We start from the raw sequence: 19,680 nt of genomic DNA on the forward strand, positions 1-19,680 counted from the left end.
GTCATGAGGCCTGCACGATGAGATTACGTGGCCTGTACGCCATTACCGACAGCCAACTGCTGGCCGGCAAGTTCCTGCCTTACGTGGAGGCTGCGCTGGACGGCGGCGTCACGCTGCTGCAGTACCGCGACAAAAGCAGCGACGAGGCCCGCCGACTGCGTGAGGCCGAGGCCTTGCATGACCTGTGCGGACGCTACAAGACCCAGCTGATCATCAATGACGACGCCGAACTGGCCGCGCGCCTGGGCGTCGGCGTACACCTGGGGCAGACCGATGGCCCGCTGACCCCGGCCCGTTCGCTGCTGGGTCGCCAGGCGATTATCGGTTCGACCTGCCACGCACAACTCGAACTCGCCGAACAAGCAGCAAAGGAAGGCGCCAGTTACGTCGCCTTCGGCCGCTTCTTCAATTCCAATACCAAGCCCGGCGCGCCGACATGCAGTCTCGAACTGCTCGACCAGGCCCGCAGCAAACTGCACCTGCCGATCTGCGCGATCGGCGGCATCACCCTCGACAACGCCGCCCCGCTGGTGGCCCACGGGGTTGATCTGCTGGCCGTGGTTCACGGGCTGTTTGGTGCCCAAGACACTCAAGAAGTGACGCGCCGTGCTCGCGCCTTCAACGACTTGTTCAAAGTTTAAGTATTCAATTACCGATTTTTGAGAGCCCAATCATGTCTCGTTCCGAAACCCTGTTTGCCAATGCCCAGAAACACATTCCCGGCGGTGTGAACTCGCCTGTTCGTGCCTTCAAGAGCGTCGGCGGCACGCCGTTGTTCTTCAAGCACGCCGAAGGCGCCTACGTGACGGACGAAGACGACAAGCGTTATGTCGATTACGTCGGCTCCTGGGGCCCGATGATTCTCGGCCACAGCCACCCGGACGTGCTCGACGCCGTGCGCAAGCAGCTTGACCACGGTCTGTCCTACGGCGCCCCGACCGAGATGGAAACCGAGATGGCCGACCTGGTCTGCTCGATCGTGCCGTCGATGGAAATGGTCCGCATGGTCAGCTCCGGCACCGAAGCGACCATGAGCGCCATTCGCCTGGCCCGCGGCTTCACCGGCCGCGACAGCATCATCAAGTTCGAAGGGTGCTACCACGGTCACTCCGACAGCCTGCTGGTGAAAGCCGGCTCCGGCCTGCTGACCCAAGGCGTGCCAAGTTCTGCCGGGGTTCCTGCCGCCTTCGCCAAACACACCCTGACGCTGCCATTCAACGACATCGACGCCGTTGAAAAAATGCTCGCCGAGGTTGGCCAGGAAGTGGCGTGCATCATCGTCGAGCCCGTGGCGGGCAACATGAACTGCGTGCCGCCAGCGCCAGGTTTCCTCGAAGGCCTGCGTACCTTGTGTGACAAACACGGCGTGGTGCTGATTTTCGACGAAGTGATGACCGGTTTCCGCGTCGCCCTCGGTGGTGCCCAGGCACACTACGGCGTGACCCCGGACCTGAGCACCTTCGGCAAGATCATCGGTGGCGGCATGCCGGTCGGCTGCTTCGGCGGCAAACGCGAAATCATGTCGCACATCGCACCACTGGGCCCGGTTTACCAGGCAGGCACCCTGTCGGGTAACCCACTGGCCATGGCCGCTGGCCTGACCACCCTGCGCCTGATCAGCCGCCCGGGCTTCCACGCCGAACTCAGCGAGTACACCAGTCGCCTGCTCGATGGCCTGCAACAGCGCGCCGACGCCGCTGGCATCCCGTTCGTGACCACCCAGGCCGGTGGCATGTTTGGCCTGTACTTCAGCGGCGCCGACGACATCGTGACCTTCGATGACGTGATGGCCAGCGATGCCAACCTGTTCAAGCGCTTCTTCCACCTGATGCTCGAAGGTGGCGTCTACCTGGCACCGAGCGCTTTCGAAGCCGGTTTCACCTCGATTGCTCACGGCGAAGCCGAGCTGAAGCTGACGCTGGACGCCGCTGAACGTGCATTCGCTGCGTTGAAGTAAGCGATAGACGCTGACGTCGACGATTGTCGGCGTCAGCTTTATCCCACATGCCTACGTTAATTTCTTACGCAACACCGATAATTCCGCAAAAAGCAGCAGATATAATCCCCGCGCGGCAGAAAAACGAGTAAAGACTTTGTAAGGTGGGTCCTGCTTATTTCATAATGCGCGCTTATTGGATCCCTCGACGGGTCCGCGCGCCCTTCAGAGGTAAGTCGATTCCCATGAACCGCACCGGCCGCGCCCTTGCACTGGGCTGCCTGTTGCTCCTTCAGCCCCTGCTCGCGCATGCACAAGCAGGCGGCAACTCGTTGTTGATCCCAGCGATGGGTCGTTGCACCCTCAATACCCAGCCTGAAGACCTGAAGGAGGCGCTCGCCGCCTGCCAGAAAGCGTCAGACGCCGGGGATGCGGAAGCGCAATACGAGTTGGGCGAGTTCTACTACGACGGCAAACGCGTGCCGCGCGACCTCAATCAAGCCCTGAGCTACTTCGAAAAAGCTTCGCTGCAAGGCCACGCTCAGGCGCAATTCAAACTCGGCATCATGTTCTTCCATGGCGAAGGCGTGCCGGCCAATAACGTTCAGGCGTATATCGTGCTGAAAATGGCCGCGGTCAACGGCGCAGAAGATGCGCTGGACACCGCCGACGAAGTCGCCGAGCACATGCAACGCAATGAACTGGAAGTCGCTACCCAGGTGCTGGGGCAAATTTTCCGTAAATACCTGATGGAACTGCAAAGCGCGGACGGGCGTACGCCTTTCTCACCTCTTCCTTAAGGTAGTCAGCTAGTTCCCACGCTCTGCGTGGGAATTCATCCAGTGACGCTCTGCGTCACCCGACGCAGAGCGTCGGCAGCGGCATTCCCACGCAGAGCGTGGGAACGATCACTCAATCAACTACTTCTCAGGCATCGGCATCGGAAACGGCATGACATTGCCGACCGCGCCACGGGCTTCGCTGATCTTCGGGGTGCCCATACGCTCGACTTCGTCGATGCGCACAATCGAATGCATCGGCACAAAACTGCGCACCACGCCCTCGAACTGAGCCTTGAGCTTCTCTTCGCTCGGATCGACGACCACTTGCGTGCGCTCGCCAAAGACGAACTCTTCCACTTCCAGAAAGCCCCACAGATCACTTTGATAGATCTGCTTGGCGTACATTTCGAACACCTGGCCCTGATTGAGGAAAATCACCTTGTAGATTGGAGCTTCACGTTTGGTCATGGTGGGCGAGCAACACATCGAGGGATAAAAATGAGGGCGCGAACTATAGCATAGCCGCTGGACGCACGACGGTAGGAACCTGGGGACTTGTTCCCTATAATGCACGGTTCTTTGAATCACGTGATGAACCCGTCCATGGCCAAGAAGCTTTATATCGAAACCCACGGTTGCCAGATGAACGAGTACGACAGCTCGCGCATGGTTGATCTGCTGGGCGAACATCAGGCCCTGGAAGTGACGGCGCGCGCCGAAGACGCAGACGTCATCCTGCTCAACACCTGCTCGATTCGCGAACGCGCCCAGGACCGGGTGTACTCCCAGCTTGGCCGCTGGCGCGAACTGAAGCTCGCCAACCCGGAAATGGTCATCGCCGTCGGCGGTTGCGTGGCCAGCCAGGAAGGCGCGGCAATCCGCGACCGTGCGCCCTATGTCGACGTGGTCTTCGGCCCGCAGACCCTGCACCGCCTACCGGAAATGATCGACGCCGCGCGCCTGACCAAACTGCCGCAAGTCGACGTCTCGTTCCCGGAAATCGAAAAATTCGACCACCTGCCAGAACCGCGCATCGATGGCCCAAGCGCCTATGTGTCGGTGATGGAAGGTTGCAGCAAGTACTGCACCTTCTGCGTAGTGCCCTATACCCGTGGCGAAGAAGTCAGCCGGCCGTTCGACGACGTGATCGCCGAGATCATTCACCTGGCCGAGAATGGCGTGCGTGAAGTCACCCTGCTGGGGCAGAACGTCAACGGCTATCGCGGCCTGACTCACGATGGGCGCCTGGCCGATCTGGCCGAACTGATCCGCGTGGTGGCGGCTGTCGATGGCATCGACCGCATCCGCTACACCACGTCGCACCCACTGGAGTTCTCCGACAGCCTGATCCAGGCCCACGCCGATGTACCGGAACTGGTCAAACACCTGCATTTGCCGGTGCAGTCGGGTTCGGACCGGATCCTTGCAGCCATGAAGCGCAACCACACGGCGCTCGAATACAAGTCGAAGCTGCGCAAGCTGCGGGCCGCAGTGCCGGGTATCTGCATCAGCTCGGACTTTATTGTCGGCTTCCCCGGCGAGACCGAAAAAGACTTCGAACAGACCATGAAGCTGATTGAAGACGTCGGCTTCGACTTCTCCTACTCGTTCGTCTACAGCCAGCGCCCGGGCACCCCGGCTGCCGACCTGGCCGACGAAACCCCGGAAGAGCTGAAAAAAGAGCGCCTGAACGCCCTGCAACATCGCCTCAACCAGCAAGGTTTCGAGATCAGCCGACAAATGGTCGGTTCGACCCAGCGGATCCTGGTGACCGATTACTCGAAAAAAGACCCGGGCGAACTGCAAGGCCGGACCGAGAATAATCGAATCGTAAACTTTCGCTGCGATAATCCGACCCTGATCGGCCAGTTCGCAGACGTGCACATCGACGCCGCACAGCCGCACTCGCTGCGTGGCTCGTTGATCCAATAACACCACATGCCACTGTGGGAGCGAGCCTGCTCGCGATGGCGCCAGGTCAGACGGCATAGATGTTGAATGTCAGACCGTCATCGCGAGCAGGCTCGCTCCCACAGGGTTGGTGTTTGACGCTGCGTTATTTAAGAGCTTTCGCACGTAGCTTGCTGGCGTTATCCTTGATTTATCTCCATTGCCCCAGGGCGGCTAAAAACAACCTTGAACGCACCCATAGAACCACATCGTTTCATCCTCGAGCCCTTTGAGGCTCATCGCTTCGCCAATCTGTGCGGGCAATTCGACGAGCATTTGCGCTTGATCGAACAGCGCCTGGCGATCGTGATCCGCAATCGCGGCAATCAGTTCGAATTGATCGGCGAACTCAAGCACACCACCTCTGCGGAAAACCTTCTGCGCCGCCTCTACCGTGAAACCAAGGCTAGCGAGCTGTCGCCAGACATGGTTCACCTGTTCCTGCAGGAATCGGCCGTGGAAGAAATGGACAACCATTCGCCCGCCGAACCCTCCGTCGCCCTGCGCACCAAAAAAGGCATGATTCGCCCTCGCGGCTTGAATCAGCAGCGCTACGTGAAGGAAATCCTCGCCAACGACATCAACTTCGGCATCGGCCCGGCCGGTACCGGCAAGACCTATCTGGCCGTTGCCTGCGCAGTCGATGCGCTGGAGCGCGAGCAAATCCGCCGCATCCTGCTGGTACGCCCGGCGGTCGAGGCAGGCGAGAAACTCGGCTTCCTGCCCGGCGACCTGTCTCAAAAAATCGACCCGTACCTGCGCCCGCTGTATGACGCGCTGTACGAAATGCTCGGTTTTGAATACGTCGCCAAGCTGATCGAGCGTCAGGTTATCGAAGTCGCGCCACTGGCTTACATGCGTGGCCGTACGCTGAACAACAGCTTCATCATCCTCGACGAAAGCCAGAACACCACCGTCGAACAGATGAAGATGTTCCTGACGCGGATCGGTTTCGGCTCGACGGCAGTCATCACCGGTGACATCACCCAGATCGACCTGCCAAAAGGCACCAAGTCCGGGCTGATTCATGTGATCGACGTGCTCAAGGAAGTACCGGGCATCAGTTTTACCCACTTCAAACCTAAAGACGTCGTGCGCCACCCGCTGGTGCAGCGCATTGTCGAAGCCTATGAGCGCTTCGAAAATCGCCTGATTGACGAACCTGCAACGCTTTCCGCCGAAAAGGGCAATCGCCACGATGCTTGAGCTTGATCTGCAACTGGCGACCGAAGCGCCTGCCCCCACCGAAGCCGAATTCCGGAAATGGTGCGAACTGGCCCTGCGTCAGCGCAGCGCCGACTCCGAGTTGACCATTCGCCTGGTCGACGAGGAAGAAGCTCGCGAGCTGAACTACACCTGGCGTCAAAAGGATTACGCAACTAACGTCCTGTCGTTCCCTGCCGACGTGCCCGATGAATTGCTGGACATCCCGTTGCTGGGTGATCTGGTGATCTGTGTCGCAGTGGTCGAGCGCGAAGCGGGCGAGCAAGGCAAGGATTTGAAGGCGCATTGGGCGCATCTGGTCATTCACGGCTGCTTGCATCTGCTTGGTTACGACCATATAGATGACGACGAAGCCGAGGAAATGGAAGCACTGGAACGAACGTTGCTTGCAGAACTGGGTCATCCTGACCCGTATGCAGACGACGAAACCGAAACATCCCCTATCGTGACAACAAAGGATTCAGAGTAATCGCTATGAGCGAAGATCGATCGAGCAACGGGCAAAAGTCCTGGCTGGGTAAGCTCACCCAGGCTTTTGCCCACGAGCCGAAAAACCGTCAGGAGCTACTGGAGCTTCTGCGTGATGCCCATCAGAACAAGTTGCTGGACAGCGAAGCGCTGGCCATCGTCGAGGGCGCCATTCAGGTCGCTGACCTGCAAGTACGCGACATCATGGTCCCGCGCTCGCAGATGGTCAGCATCAAGGCGACCCAGACACCCCGTGAATTCCTCCCGGCCGTGGTTGAGTCCGCGCACTCGCGTTATCCGGTAATCGGCGAGAGCCACGACGACGTCATGGGCGTGTTGCTGGCCAAGGATCTGCTGCCGCTGATCCTCAAGGAGAACGGCGACAGCTTCAACATCAAGGATTTGCTGCGTCCGGCCACTTTCGTGCCCGAGTCCAAGCGTCTGAACGTATTGCTGCGCGAGTTCCGCGCCAACCATAACCACATGGCCATCGTCATCGACGAATACGGCGGTGTGGCGGGCCTGGTGACCATCGAAGACGTGCTCGAGCAAATCGTCGGCGACATCGAAGACGAGCACGATGTCGAAGAAGACAGCTACATCAAGCCACTGCCAAGCGGCGACTTCCTGATCAAGGCCCTGACGCCGATCGAGAACTTCAACGAGTTCTTCGACAGCGAATTCTCCGACGACGAATTCGACACCGTTGGCGGCCTGGTGATGAGCGCGTTCGGGCACTTGCCAAAACGCAACGAAATTACTGAAATCGGCGCCTATCGCTTTCGCATCCTGAACGCCGACAGCCGTCGCATTCACTTGCTGCGCTTGACCCCTATAGCCCGCTAAGGACTTACATGCGTTGGATCACCCGCCCCGGCTGGCCCGGTAACCTGCTGGCCGTGGCGGCCGGTGCACTCACCACTCTGGCCTTGGCGCCATTCGATATCTGGCCGCTGGCATTGCTGGCGGTCGGTTTTTTCTATGCGGGCTTGCGTGAACTGACACCTCGTCAGGCGCTGGGTCGCGGCTGGTGTTTCGGTTTCGGCCTGTTTGGCGCCGGCACCAGCTGGATCTACTACAGCATCCACAACTTTGGTGGCGCTTCGATGCTGCTCGCCGGATTGCTGATGCTGGCGTTCACCGCCGCGATTGCCTGGTTCTTCGCCCTGCCCGCCTGGATCTGGGCGCGCTGGTTGCGCCGTAACGAAGCGCCATTGGCCGACGCCCTGGCATTCGCGGCGCTGTGGGTGGGGCAGGAAGCCTTCCGTGGCTGGTTCCTCACCGGTTTTCCATGGCTCTATTCCGGTTACAGCCAACTCGACGGTCCGCTCGCCGGATTGGCGCCATTGGGCGGCATGTGGCTGATTTCCTTCAGCCTGGCCCTGACCGCCGCGCTGGCGTACAACCTGCCACGCCTGATCAAGGCCGGACACAAAGGCTTTATCGTCGCCGGCCTGCTGTTGCTGGCTGCGCCTTGGGTCATCGGCCTGTCGTTCAAAGGCCACGCCTGGACCAGCCCTTCGGGCAATCCGCTGAGCGTCGCGGCGATTCAGGGCAACATCGAACAAAGCATGAAGTGGGACCCGGCGCAGCTCAACGCGCAACTGGCGCTGTACCGCGACATGAGCTTCACCTCCAAACGTGTCGACCTGCTGATCTGGCCGGAAACCGCGGTCCCGGTGCTCAAGGAGTCTGCCGAGGGCTACCTGAACATGATGGGCAGCTTCGCCGCCGAACGTAACTCGGCACTGATTACCGGCGTGCCGATTCGCCAGGAAGTGCATCACGAGAAGCGCTTCTACAATGGCATCACGGTGGTTGGCCAAGGCGATGGCACTTACCTCAAGCAGAAACTGGTGCCGTTTGGCGAATACGTACCGCTGCAAGAGTTACTGCGCGGCCTGATTGCTTTCTTCGATCTACCAATGTCGGATTTCGCCCGCGGCCCGACTGATCAACCGTTGTTGCAAGCCAAGGGTTATCAGATTGCACCGTTCATCTGTTACGAAGTGGTCTACCCGGAATTTGCTGCCAGCCTTTCGGCGCGCAGCGATTTGCTGCTGACCATCAGCAACGACACCTGGTTCGGCACCTCCATCGGCCCGCTACAACACCTGCAGATGGCACAGATGCGAGCGCTGGAAGCCGGGCGCTGGATGATTCGCGCGACCAACAACGGCGTCACCGGATTGATCGACCCCTTCGGCAAAATCACCGTGCAAATCCCGCAATTCGAACGCGGCATTCTCTATGGCGACGTGGTGCCGATGCACAACCTGACGCCTTACCTGCAATGGCGCTCGTGGCCACTACTCATCCTTTGTGTACTGCTGTTTGGCTGGGCATTGCTGGCCAGCCGGATCGCCAAGACGGTTTAAGCGCTGTTAAAAGATCGCAGCCTGCGGCAGCTCTACGGACTAATAGCAATCCACCGAGCTGCCGCAGGCTGCGATCTTTTTATCTTCAGCGATAAAAGATCGAATAGCCAATCTGCCCCACGGCCTCATTCAACAACTGACCCGATCGCCAGATCGATTTGAACGTCGGCATCCAGCCGCCCAACGGTTCGGCATTATCGGTGCCTAAAAAGCCCACCGGTGCCGGCACCACGGTCAACCCCGCGTGCTCGAAACTCCAGACGCTACGCGGCATGTGCCAGGCCTGCGTCACCACCACGACTCGCTTCAACCCCAAAGGCTCCAGCATTTCGGCGGTGAATTGAGCATTTTCCCACGTGGTGAGGCTGCGCCCTTCCTGCCAACGAACCGTGACACCAAAATCATCCTGCAACGAATCGGCCATCATCTTTGCTTCGGTCGGTGGCGTGCCATAGTGCAGGCCGCCACTGGTCAACACGGGGAGCCCCGATGCCTTGGCCAGTCGCGCGGCATAGCGCTCACGCTCCAGCGCCACACCCGTTGGCTGATCGGAACCCCAGGCAAGGTCACCGCGTTCGCGCCCCGCCCCCAGCACCACAATCACATCCGCGCGCTCGGCCAGAGTCGCCCATTCGCTGCGGGCCAGCGGTGCTTCACGCTCAAGGGCCTTCGCGCTCCACTGCACAACGACCGGCAAGCTCATCAACCAGAACCCACCAGCGCCCAAGGCAAAACACAGCCCCGCAAGGCGTGGTCTTGAGCGGCGCAACCACCAGGCAAGCGCAAGCAACAGAAAAAAAATACCGGGTGGCAGAAGCAGTTGTTTAACGAAATAACGAAAGGGCATCGGGCATCTCCAGAGATGCCCGAAGCCTAAGTGGGTTGAAGCAATGCGACAACTAAGATGGAAGGCCTTTTCTTCAAAAAGCCATCATGGGCGACTTCATGCGCCCGCTTGGGGCAACGAACATTTGCCTGATCACTTACTTCACCAGCAGGGACCGGACCTTTACCGCGTCTCTGCGAGACAGCTTGTCTTGTAACCAGATAATTTTTGCCGAACGGGGGACGTCCTTAGGCTTCACTGCTTCTGATAACAAGCATCCTTGCGCCTCACGCTCACTACGGTCCAGATAAGCCATGATCAGTTCGAACTCTGCGCGGCTCAACCCGCGAAGTTCCAGCTCCACCGGACGCTCATCGCGTAACCGGCCAGCTGTCCTTGCGGCATCCAGGGCCAGCCCCAGGCGCTCTATCAGTTTTTCGTACAACTGCGGCTTAGTTACTTTTCGTTGTGACTCAACCATCCCTCACCTCATTGAAGATAAGACTCACTCCCCATCTAGAGCTTAGCTTCGCTGAGAAAACCGTTCAGGTGCCGCGACCAACGGCCCTACACGTGTAATCAGGGTTTCCCTCGGTAGAGCGCGGTCATGTATGCTACGGCGCTTCCTGTAACTCCACTTCCAGCTCGACTGGGCATCGAAAACGCCACTTTTGGCGTCATCAGCGTCCAGCGTTGCATTGAAGAGGATTAGGCCACCCCTATTCAGTTCAAAAGTAGCCATGCACGAACAATACCAGCCCCGTGAAATCGAAGCCGCCGCCCAGTCGTTCTGGGACGAGCAAAAGTCCTTTGAAGTCAGTGAACAACCAGGCAAGGAGACTTTCTACTGCCTGTCGATGTTCCCTTACCCCAGCGGCAAGCTACACATGGGGCACGTGCGCAACTACACCATTGGCGACGTGATCTCCCGCTATCAGCGCATGCAAGGCAAAAACGTTCTGCAACCCATGGGTTGGGACGCTTTCGGCATGCCGGCGGAAAACGCCGCAATGAAGAACAACGTAGCGCCCGCCAAGTGGACCTACGAAAACATCGCCTACATGAAAACCCAGCTGCGCAGCCTGGGCCTGGCGGTCGACTGGTCGCGCGAAGTCACCACCTGCAAGCCGGATTACTACCGCTGGGAACAATGGCTGTTCACTCGCCTGTTCGAAAAAGGCGTGATCTACCGTAAAAACGGCACCGTGAACTGGGACCCGGTCGACCAGACCGTCCTGGCCAACGAACAGGTGATCGACGGTCGCGGCTGGCGCTCCGGCGCGCTGATCGAAAAACGCGAAATCCCGATGTACTATTTCAAGATCACCGCTTACGCGGATGAACTGCTGGAGAGTCTCGACGACCTGCCGGGCTGGCCTGAGCAAGTCAAAACCATGCAACGCAACTGGATTGGCAAATCCCGCGGCATGGAAGTGCAGTTCCCGTACAACGTCGACTCGATCGGCGAAACGGGCGCACTGAAAGTCTTCACCACCCGTCCGGACACCCTGATGGGCGCGACCTACGTTGCCGTGGCAGCCGAGCACCACCTGGCGGCCCTGGCCGCGCAGAACAACCCTGAGCTGCAAGCGTTCATCGCAGAATGCAAAGGCGGCAGCGTGGCCGAAGCCGACGTTGCCACCCAGGAGAAAAAAGGCCTGCCGACCGGCCTGTTCGTCGAGCACCCGCTGACCGGCGAAAAATTGCCGGTATGGGTCGCCAACTATGTGCTGATGCACTACGGCGACGGCGCGGTAATGGCGGTTCCGGCCCACGACGAGCGCGATTTCGAATTCGCCCACAAGTACAACCTGCCGGTTAAATCAGTAGTGCGTACCAGTTCCGGCGATAGCAACCCGACACCGTGGCAAGACGCCTATGGCGAACACGGCACGCTGATCAACTCCGGCGAGTTCGACGGGCTGGACTTCGCGGGCGCGTTCGACGCCATCGAAGTGGCCCTGATCAAGAAAAACCTCGGTGCCTCGCGCACCCAGTTCCGCCTGCGCGACTGGGGCATCAGCCGCCAGCGTTACTGGGGTTGCCCGATCCCGATCATCCACTGCGATACCTGCGGTGATGTGCCGGTGCCGGAAGATCAACTGCCTGTCGTGCTGCCGGAAGACGTCGTACCCGATGGCGCCGGTTCGCCATTGGCGCGCATGCCCGAGTTCTACGAATGCACGTGCCCGAAATGCGGTGCACCGGCCAAGCGTGAAACCGACACCATGGACACCTTCGTCGAGTCCTCGTGGTACTACGCCCGCTACGCCTCGCCGCACTATGAAGGTGGCCTGGTAGAAAAATCCGCGGCCGACCACTGGCTGCCGGTAGATCAATACATCGGCGGTATCGAACACGCGATCCTGCACCTGCTCTACGCGCGCTTCTTCCACAAGCTGATGCGCGACGAAGGCTTGGTGAGCTCCAACGAGCCGTTCAAGAACCTGCTGACCCAGGGCATGGTGATCGCCGAGACTTATTATCGTCGCGAAGCCAACGGTGCTTACACCTGGTTCAACCCGGCGGACGTAGTACTCGAGCGCGACAGCAAGGCCAAGGTCATTAGCGCCAAGTTGATCGCAGACGGCTTGCCGGTGGAAATCGGCGGCACCGAGAAGATGGCCAAGTCGAAGAACAACGGCGTCGACCCTCAGTCGATGATTGACCAGTTCGGCGCAGATACCTGCCGCTTGTTCATGATGTTCGCTTCGCCACCGGACATGAGCGCGGAATGGTCCGACTCCGGAGTAGAAGGTTCGCACCGCTTCCTCAAGCGCGTCTGGCGTCTGGCTCAAGCGCACGTCACTCAAGGCCTGCCGGGCAAACTGGACGTCGCCAGCCTGAACGACGAGCAGAAAGTCATTCGTCGCTCAATCCACCAGGCTATCAAACAGGCCAGCCACGACGTGGGCCAGAACCACAAATTCAACACCGCCATCGCCCAGGTGATGACGCTGATGAACGTGCTGGAAAAAGCCGCGCAAGGCACCGAACAGGACCGCGCGCTGATTCACGAAGGCCTGGAAACCGTGACCCTGCTGCTGGCCCCGATCACTCCGCACATCAGCCATGAGCTGTGGCATCGACTGGGTCACGCCGACCCAGTGATCGATGCCGGCTGGCCGATTCTGGACGACAGCGCTCTGGTTCAAGACAGCCTGCAACTGGTGATTCAGGTCAACGGCAAGTTGCGCGGCCAGATCGAAATGCCGGCCAGTGCCAGCCGCGAAGAAGTCGAAGCCGCCGCACGGACCAATGAAAACGTGCTGCGTTTTGTCGACGGCCTGACTATTCGTAAAGTGATCGTAGTGCCCGGGAAACTGGTCAATATCGTCGCTAGCTAATTGGATCAGGCGCCAGGTCGTATACCTGGCGCCGAACAGAACCTTTCGGGTCGCATGCTCGGCCCACATGGTTTCAAGGGGAGCAACAAGATGATCAAACGCAATCTGCTGGTGATGGGGCTCGCCGTTCTGTTGAGCGCCTGCGGCTTCCAGCTGCGCGGTACCGGCACCGCCGAACTGGCGATCAGGGAACTCGACCTGAGCGCACGCAACTCATATGGCGAAACCGTGACGCTGATGCGCCAGGTGCTTGAAAGCAGCGGCGTCAAAGTCTATGCCGGCGCACCTTACAAGCTGGTATTCACCGATGAACAGGAAAGCCAGCGCAGCCTCAGCTACTCCGGCGGCGGCCATTCGGCCGAGTATGAGCTGACCAACGTGCTGAACTATCAAATCGTGGGCCACAACAAGCTGTCCCTGCTCGACGACAAACTGCAAGTGCAGAAGGTCTTCATGCACGATGGCAACAACATCACTGGCTCCGACCAGGAAGCTGCCGAAGTGCGCAAGGAAATGCGTCGCGACCTGGTGCAACGCATGATGCTGCGTCTGCAACAGCTCACCCCGGCTCAGCTTGATCAGTTGCAACAGACTGCCGATGACCGTGCCAAAGCGGAAGCCGACGCGCTGGAAGCAGCCCGTAAAGCTGAAGCGAACACTCCGCGTCAGTCACCTATGCAAGTGCCGACCGAGTAAGTCGTACGGGGCGCTCCGGCGCCCCGTTCGCCCTGTCTTATGAAACTAGCCCCCGCCCAGCTCGGCAAACACCTGCAAGGCGCCCTTGCGCCCGTTTACATCATCAGTGGCGATGACCCACTGTTGTGCCAGGAAGCCGCCGACGCCATCCGCTCTGCTGCCCGCCAGCAAGGTTTTGACGAACGCCAGGTGTTCAGCGCAGACGCCAGTTTCGACTGGGGTACGCTGCTGCAAGCCGGCGCCAGCATGTCGTTGTTCGCCGAAAAGCGCCTGCTGGAGTTGCGCTTGCCATCCGGCAAACCGGGCGACAAAGGTGCAGCAGCGCTGATGGAGTATTGCTCGCGTCCAGCCGAAGATACCTTGCTGCTGATCAGCCTGCCAAAACTCGACGCCAGCGCGCAAAAAACCAAGTGGGGCAAGGCGCTGGTCGAAGGCCCGCAGACCCAGTTCGTGCAGATCTGGCCGGTGGATGCCAACCAGTTGCCGCAGTGGATTCGTCAGCGTTTGTCCCAGGCTGGGCTCGCTGCCAGCCAGGACGCTGTCGAACTGATCGCAGCAAGGGTCGAAGGCAACCTGCTGGCGGCCGCCCAGGAAATCGAAAAGCTCAAGCTGATGGCCGAAGGTGGCCAGATCACGCTCGAAACAGTGCAAGCCGCAGTTGCCGACAGCGCGCGCTTCGATGTTTTCGGGTTGACCGATGCCATTCTTAATGGCGAAGCGGCGCATGCGTTACGCATGCTTGAAGGTTTGCGCGGCGAAGGCGTCGAACCACCGGTGATTCTTTGGGCGCTGGCCCGAGAGCTTCGGCTATTGGCCAACCTGTCGCTGCAATACAGTCAGGGTGTGCCGCTGGACAAGGCCTTCAGCCAGGCCCGACCGCCCGTCTGGGACAAGCGCAAACCCCTGATGAGTAAAGCCCTGCAACGCCATTCGGCGCAGCGCTGGGCGCAACTGCTGCTCGATGCCCAGCGGATCGACGCACAAATCAAAGGCCAGGCCGCCGGTTCGCCGTGGATGAGCCTGAGCCGCTTGTCGTTGTTGATGGCCGGCCAGCGCCTGGCATTGCCAGCGGAATAAAGATCACATACCTCTGTAGGAGCTGCCGCAGGCTGCGATTTTTTGATCTTGATTCTTGGCGGCCTGATATCCGCCACAATTAAAAGCAAAGTCAAAAGATCGCAGCCTTCGGCTGCTCCTACTGGACAGAACCCCAACTTCGGCCGATGATTTGCTCCGCGAAATCCACTCAACGAGAGAACCGCCCATGAGCAAACACAAGCGGCCCAACAAGGCCAAATCCATTGTCGCCCAGCCACTGTTCCGCAGCCGTCAGGAACAACCCGGCAAGGGCAAAGGCAGCTACCGCCGCGAAGCCTTCCAGTCTAAAAGCTGGGAGGCTTCTTACTTTCTGGCGGCATGAAGTTTCAACATCACCTCGCTCCCTCTCGGCATGATAAGGTCTGCACCTGATTCGTATTATCTGGACCTGTGCATGCCCCTTTGTCTTTCCCGTCGTTGGCACCTGCGCCAACTGATTGCTGCCTCCAGCCTTGTTTTGCTTGTCGCCTGCGCGGAAAAACCCACCGCTGCCGACGCGCAACCGCTTCAATCCGCCCCCGTTGCGACTGCCCCGGCCATCATTCCTCCGGTAGTGCCGACTGGCGACAATCTCGACATCCAGCCGACCCAGACCTTCGAGGAATGGGAAGCCGGTTTTCGCAAGGATGCCCTCGCTGCTGGTATCAGCCCGGATGTGTTCGACCGCGCCTTCGCCGGCATCACGCCGGACATGAGCGTGATCCGCGCCGACCGCAGCCAACCGGAGTTCACCCGCCCGGTGTGGGAATACCTCGATGGCGCGCTCTCCGCCGCGCGCGTGCGCAAAGGCCAGGCATTACTCAGCCAGTACGCCGAGACCTTGACCGCCATCGAGCAGCGTTATGGTGTTGATCGCCAGGCGCTCGTGGCAGTCTGGGGCATGGAAAGTAACTTCGGCAGTTTCCAGGGCGACAAATCGGTGATCCGCTCGCTGGCGACCCTGGCCTACGAAGGTCGGCGCCCAGGCTTTGCTCACGCCCAATTGCTGGCCGCGCTACAGATTCTGCAGCAGGGTGATATCACGCCCGAGAAGATGCTCGGTTCCTGGGCTGGCGCCATGGGCCAGACCCAATTCATCCCGACCACCTACCTCACCCACGCGGTCGATTTTGACGGCACCGGTCGCCGCGATATCTGGGACAGCCCGACCGACGCATTGGCCTCCACCGCCCATTACCTGCAAAGTTCCGGCTGGCAGAAAGGTCAGCCTTGGGGTTTCGAAGTGCAACTGGCGAGTGGTTTCGACTATTCGCTGGCTGACGGTGCGATTCGCAAAAGCGTCTCCGAGTGGATGCAAATGGGCATCAAACTGCCCAACGGCGGCGTCGTTCCACCCGGTTCCGAGCAACTGTCAGCCGCCCTGCTGCTGCCAGCCGGTTATCGTGGCCCGGCGTTCCTGATCCTCGACAACTTCCGCGCAGTCCTCAAGTACAACAATTCGTCGTCCTACGCATTGGCGGTGAACCTGTTGTCCGAACGCTTCAACGGGGCGGGCCTGATCAACGGTGAATGGCCAAAGGATGACCTGCCCTTGAGCCGTTCCGAGCGCATCGAGCTGCAGAATTTGCTGAGTGCCAGCAACTACGACGCGGGCAACGCCGACGGCATCATCGGCGCCAACACCCGCAAGGCCATTCGCAGCGCCCAGCAGTCGTTTGGCTGGCCGGCAGATGGTTACCCGACGCACAAGTTGCTGGAAGGCCTGCGTAACCGCTGATTGGCTCCTGCCCCAAAAAGCTTCGCGAGCAAGCCCGCCCCCACACTGGATCCCGGTGTACACAAATATTGTGTTCACTGAAGATCTGATGTGGGAGCGGGCTTGCTCGCGAAGGCGGCCTGCAAGACAGCGAAAGTCTAAGGTTTGATCACCACATCCTGCTCCAGCCACAACTCCTTGCTCCCCGCATCCAGCCTCACCAGCGCCCCCATGGGCAGTGTCAGGTTCGGGTCGCAATGGCCGCTGCGCCAACCGGCAAGCACCGGAATCCGCAATGGTTCGAAGGTTTGCTTGAGCAACTGCGCCAATGCATCGCTGTCCACGCCGGCCACATCCCCCACCAGCACACCGCGCAGCGTGTTCAGCTTGCCGGCCAGGCGCAGATGGGTCAGCAACCGGTCGATGCGATACAACGGCTCGTTGACGTCCTCGATGAACAGAATGATCCCGTCAGTATCGATTTCAAAAGGTGTGCCCAGGGTCGCGGCAATCATCGACAGATTACCGCCCAGCAAACGCCCGCGAGCGATGCCTGGCTCGATCATGCTCAATGGGTAGGCCACCGGGTGCGCCAACTGGCTCCCGGCGTTCAGCTGGCCTCTCAGCAGGCTGAACAGCGAAGACTCGGTAGGTTGTTGCTTGCTCCCCAGCAGGTCGGCGTTGAGCATCGGCCCGTGAAAGGTCACGAACCCCGCATAACGGCTGATGGCCAGGTGCAGCGCCGTAATGTCGCTATAGCCGACAAACGGCTTGGCATTGCGCCGCAGCAACTCGAAGTCGATCCGGTCCAGCAAGCGTGGGCTGCCGTAGCCTCCGCGCAGGCAGAGAATCGCATCAATGGCCGGATCGCCAAACGCCTCATGCAAATCCTTCAGGCGAACGTCGTCACTGCCGGCCAGGTAGCCGTCACTTTCCAGGACGCCCGGAAATATCCGCAGCGAATACCCGCGTGTACGCATCCATTGAAGGGCCCTTTCGGTATCCAAAGCTGCGGGACCCGCCGGCGCAATGACACCGATCAGCCCTTCAGCGGGTAACGCCGGGACTGGAGCATGCTCAGAAATAACGAGGGTCGAGCGAGTGGTCATCCGTGATTCTCCCTGTGTGAATGCTTCAGCACACAGTAGTCAGGAACGGGGACAAACAGAAGAGGTTCAGCTGTCCCGCAGGGTGCAGGAAAAAACCGAGTGTGACGTGGTACCGAGTAGCTTTTAAACAAAAATGCCCGCAAGGCGTGAGTCTTGCGGGCATTTCAGATCAGGACGACATCAACTCGGCCTTGACCAGTTTCGCCTGCTCGTCGGCGTGATACGAGGAACGTACCAACGGGCCGGAAGCAACGTTCTTGAAGCCCATCTTGTAACCTTCCTCGGCGAACCAGGCGAAGGTGTCCGGGTGCACGAAACGTTGCACCGGCAAGTGGCTGCGGGACGGTTGCAGGTATTGGCCCAGGGTCAGCATGTCGATGTCGTGTTCGCGCATGCGCTTCATGACTTCGATGACTTCTTCGTCGGTTTCGCCCAGACCCAGCATCAAGCCGGACTTGGTCGGAATGTGCGGCATCATCTGCTTGAACTTCTGCAGCAGGGTCAGCGACCACTGATAGTCCGAACCCGGACGCGCAGCCTTGTACAGGCGCGGTACGGTTTCCAGGTTGTGGTTGAACACATCTGGCGGCTCGGCGGCGGTGATTGCCAGCGCCACGTCCATCCGGCCACGGTAGTCCGGGACTAGAGTCTCGAGCTGCACGTTCGGCGACAGTTTGCGGATTTCGCGGATGCAGTCGGCGAAGTGCTGGGCACCGCCGTCACGCAGGTCATCGCGGTCTACCGAGGTGATCACCACGTACTTCAGTTTCAGGTCGGCGATGGCGATGGCCAGACTTTCCGGTTCGTTGACGTCCAGCGGCTTCGGACGACCGTGGCCAACGTCACAGAACGGGCAACGACGGGTGCAGATGTCGCCCATGATCATGAAGGTCGCGGTCCCACCGGAGAAGCATTCGCCAAGGTTCGGGCAGGAAGCTTCTTCGCAGACGCTGTGCAACTTGTGTTTGCGCAGCAGGGCCTTGATGCGGTCGACTTCCGGGGAAACCGGGATGCGCACGCGAATCCAGTCAGGCTTTTTCGGCAATTCAGTGGTCGGAATGATCTTCACCGGGATGCGCGCAACCTTTTCGGCGCCGCGCAGCTTTACGCCAGCTTCCACTTTGGCACGCGGGGCCGGGCGCTCGGTAACATCCAGCGTCGGGATCATGGTTTGCACAGCGTCTTGCGCAGTAGTCATATCAGTCGATTCCGCCCGTTAGGGTCGTCTGCTCAGCATAGTCGAGGTGTTTGACGAGCTGCGCACGCAGCCGGGCACTTACCTCGGCAAATTCAATCGGCCCGGTGTGATCGCGCAGCTGGGTCATGGCCAGCCCGGCGTATCCACAGGGGTTAATCCGGCGAAACGGCTCCAGGTCCATATCCACGTTCAAGGCCAGGCCATGAAAGGAGCAACCGTGGCGGATCCGCAGACCCAGAGAAGCAATTTTTGCACCGTTGACGTAGACGCCCGGTGCATCGGCCTTGGCCACGGCGGTGACGCCGTAACTGGCCAGCAGTTCGATCAGGCACTGTTCCATCCGGCTGACCAGGTCGCGCACGCCGAAACCCAGCTTGCGCACATCCAGCAGCAGGTACGCCACCAACTGACCCGGGCCGTGGTAAGTCACTTGACCGCCACGGTCAACCTGCACCACCGGAATATCGCCGGGAAGCAGCAGATGCTCAGCCTTGCCGGCCTGGCCCTGGGTGAATACTGGCGGGTGCTCGACCAGCCAGATCTCATCGGCGCGGTCACTGCCACGCTCGTTGGTAAACCGTTGCATGGCATGCCAGACCGGCTCGTAAGCCAGCTGGCCGAGCTCGCGAAAGCCCAGCGGCTCGGACATCACAGCACCATGTGCACGAAACCGGTAGCCCGCAACTCGCTGTTGATGTCGTACAGCTGTTCTTGACCGGTAGCGATGATGTGCAACTGGATGGTCGTGTACTTGCCATTGGTACTCTGGCGCTCGGCCAGGGTCTTGTGGTCTACGGTGGCGTGCTTCTCAAGGATCGCGATGATCTTGTCCTTGAAGCCCACGCCGGTATCGCCAATTACCTTGATCGGGTAATCCGCGCATGGGAATTCGATCTTTGGCGCATTTACTTCGGTGTCTGTCATGGCGTAACGGCCTCGTAAGCCGTGGCAACGGACATGGCCCCGCTCCGG

The 19,680-nt window shown here is 59.9% G+C and carries 20 protein-coding genes; 13 read left to right on the plus strand and 7 right to left on the minus strand.

The window, feature by feature from the left end; genetic code table 11:
* Window positions 1–17: 17 nt before the first annotated feature.
* The 3 genes from thiE to BK658_RS24135 all read left to right on the plus strand — a co-directional run bounded on the left by thiE (window position 18) and on the right by BK658_RS24135 (window position 2,736).
* Entirely contained in the window at window positions 18–641 is a 624-nt protein-coding gene (gene thiE / locus BK658_RS24125) for a thiamine phosphate synthase (protein ID WP_123584492.1), read from the plus strand.
* 32 nt (window positions 642–673) lie between these two features.
* Window positions 674–1,957: a glutamate-1-semialdehyde 2,1-aminomutase gene (gene hemL, locus BK658_RS24130; RefSeq protein ID WP_123584493.1), complete on the plus strand. Its 1,284-nt coding sequence runs from the start codon at window positions 674–676 to the stop codon at window positions 1,955–1,957.
* A 224-nt stretch (window positions 1,958–2,181) separates the two neighbouring features.
* Window positions 2,182–2,736 carry a tetratricopeptide repeat protein gene (locus BK658_RS24135; protein WP_123584494.1) on the plus strand — a complete coding sequence of 185 codons (555 nt, stop codon included), beginning with the start codon at window positions 2,182–2,184 and terminating at the stop codon, window positions 2,734–2,736.
* A 120-nt stretch (window positions 2,737–2,856) separates the two neighbouring features.
* Here the strand turns inward: BK658_RS24135 and BK658_RS24140 are convergent, their stop codons facing one another.
* Entirely contained in the window at window positions 2,857–3,186 is a 330-nt protein-coding gene (locus BK658_RS24140; protein ID WP_008052403.1) for a DUF1820 family protein, read from the minus strand.
* Between the two features lie 135 nt (window positions 3,187–3,321).
* Between BK658_RS24140 and miaB the strand changes: the two genes are divergently transcribed.
* The 5 genes from miaB (at window position 3,322) to lnt (ending at window position 8,738) form a co-directional block, all read left to right on the plus strand.
* On the plus strand, window positions 3,322–4,650 hold the full coding sequence (miaB, locus tag BK658_RS24145; protein ID WP_185019891.1) for a tRNA (N6-isopentenyl adenosine(37)-C2)-methylthiotransferase MiaB: 1,329 nt from the start codon (window positions 3,322–3,324) through the stop codon (window positions 4,648–4,650).
* Window positions 4,651–4,854: 204 nt separating this feature from the next.
* The gene (locus BK658_RS24150; RefSeq protein ID WP_123584496.1) at window positions 4,855–5,874 is read left to right on the plus strand and encodes a PhoH family protein; all 1,020 of its coding nucleotides are present in this window, start codon (window positions 4,855–4,857) and stop codon (window positions 5,872–5,874) included.
* Window positions 5,867–6,361 (plus strand): rRNA maturation RNase YbeY, encoded by a 495-nt coding sequence (gene ybeY / locus BK658_RS24155; RefSeq protein ID WP_123584497.1) that lies wholly within the window; start codon window positions 5,867–5,869, stop codon window positions 6,359–6,361. Before BK658_RS24150 ends, ybeY begins: the two co-directional genes overlap by 8 nt.
* Before the next feature lie 5 nt (window positions 6,362–6,366).
* A complete protein-coding gene (locus tag BK658_RS24160; protein WP_019691823.1) occupies window positions 6,367–7,206 on the plus strand; it encodes an HlyC/CorC family transporter in 840 nt (279 codons plus the stop codon).
* 8 nt (window positions 7,207–7,214) lie between these two features.
* Complete coding sequence (lnt, locus tag BK658_RS24165) at window positions 7,215–8,738, plus strand: apolipoprotein N-acyltransferase (protein WP_123584498.1); 1,524 nt, start codon at window positions 7,215–7,217, stop codon at window positions 8,736–8,738.
* 85 nt (window positions 8,739–8,823) lie between these two features.
* On the opposite strand, the gene BK658_RS24170 is transcribed toward lnt, so the two are convergent.
* Together BK658_RS24170 and BK658_RS24175 are read right to left on the minus strand one after the other, a co-directional pair.
* Window positions 8,824–9,585: a YdcF family protein gene (locus BK658_RS24170; protein ID WP_123584499.1), complete on the minus strand. Its 762-nt coding sequence runs from the start codon at window positions 9,583–9,585 to the stop codon at window positions 8,824–8,826.
* Window positions 9,586–9,721: 136 nt separating this feature from the next.
* Window positions 9,722–10,045, minus strand: coding sequence for a hypothetical protein (locus BK658_RS24175; RefSeq protein ID WP_123584500.1), 324 nt, complete (start codon window positions 10,043–10,045; stop codon window positions 9,722–9,724).
* 259 nt (window positions 10,046–10,304) lie between these two features.
* Between BK658_RS24175 and leuS the strand changes: the two genes are divergently transcribed.
* The 5 genes from leuS to BK658_RS24200 all read left to right on the plus strand — a co-directional run bounded on the left by leuS (window position 10,305) and on the right by BK658_RS24200 (window position 16,422).
* A complete protein-coding gene (gene leuS, locus BK658_RS24180; protein WP_123584501.1) occupies window positions 10,305–12,911 on the plus strand; it encodes a leucine--tRNA ligase in 2,607 nt (868 codons plus the stop codon).
* Window positions 12,912–13,001: 90 nt separating this feature from the next.
* Window positions 13,002–13,607 (plus strand): LPS-assembly lipoprotein LptE, encoded by a 606-nt coding sequence (locus BK658_RS24185; protein ID WP_123584562.1) that lies wholly within the window; start codon window positions 13,002–13,004, stop codon window positions 13,605–13,607.
* A gap of 39 nt (window positions 13,608–13,646) precedes the next feature.
* Window positions 13,647–14,684 (plus strand): DNA polymerase III subunit delta, encoded by a 1,038-nt coding sequence (gene holA / locus BK658_RS24190; protein ID WP_123584502.1) that lies wholly within the window; start codon window positions 13,647–13,649, stop codon window positions 14,682–14,684.
* Between the two features lie 187 nt (window positions 14,685–14,871).
* Entirely contained in the window at window positions 14,872–15,027 is a 156-nt protein-coding gene (arfA, locus tag BK658_RS24195) for an alternative ribosome rescue factor ArfA (protein WP_019693801.1), read from the plus strand.
* A 72-nt stretch (window positions 15,028–15,099) separates the two neighbouring features.
* On the plus strand, window positions 15,100–16,422 hold the full coding sequence (locus BK658_RS24200) for a lytic murein transglycosylase (protein WP_123584503.1): 1,323 nt from the start codon (window positions 15,100–15,102) through the stop codon (window positions 16,420–16,422).
* A 137-nt stretch (window positions 16,423–16,559) separates the two neighbouring features.
* Here the strand turns inward: BK658_RS24200 and BK658_RS24205 are convergent, their stop codons facing one another.
* From BK658_RS24205 to BK658_RS24220, 4 genes are all read right to left on the minus strand, one after another.
* Entirely contained in the window at window positions 16,560–17,510 is a 951-nt protein-coding gene (locus BK658_RS24205; RefSeq protein WP_123584504.1) for a S66 peptidase family protein, read from the minus strand.
* A 169-nt stretch (window positions 17,511–17,679) separates the two neighbouring features.
* A complete protein-coding gene (gene lipA / locus BK658_RS24210) occupies window positions 17,680–18,678 on the minus strand; it encodes a lipoyl synthase (RefSeq protein ID WP_162491279.1) in 999 nt (332 codons plus the stop codon).
* Window positions 18,679–18,709: 31 nt separating this feature from the next.
* Complete coding sequence (gene lipB, locus BK658_RS24215) at window positions 18,710–19,357, minus strand: lipoyl(octanoyl) transferase LipB (protein ID WP_054594204.1); 648 nt, start codon at window positions 19,355–19,357, stop codon at window positions 18,710–18,712.
* Window positions 19,357–19,632, minus strand: coding sequence for a DUF493 domain-containing protein (locus BK658_RS24220; RefSeq protein WP_017340995.1), 276 nt, complete (start codon window positions 19,630–19,632; stop codon window positions 19,357–19,359). The genes lipB and BK658_RS24220 overlap by 1 nt, the downstream gene beginning before the upstream one ends.
* Window positions 19,633–19,680: the final 48 nt, after the last annotated feature.

The organism is Pseudomonas brassicacearum, from assembly GCF_003732175.1.
Taxonomy (GTDB): domain Bacteria; phylum Pseudomonadota; class Gammaproteobacteria; order Pseudomonadales; family Pseudomonadaceae; genus Aquipseudomonas; species Aquipseudomonas brassicacearum_G.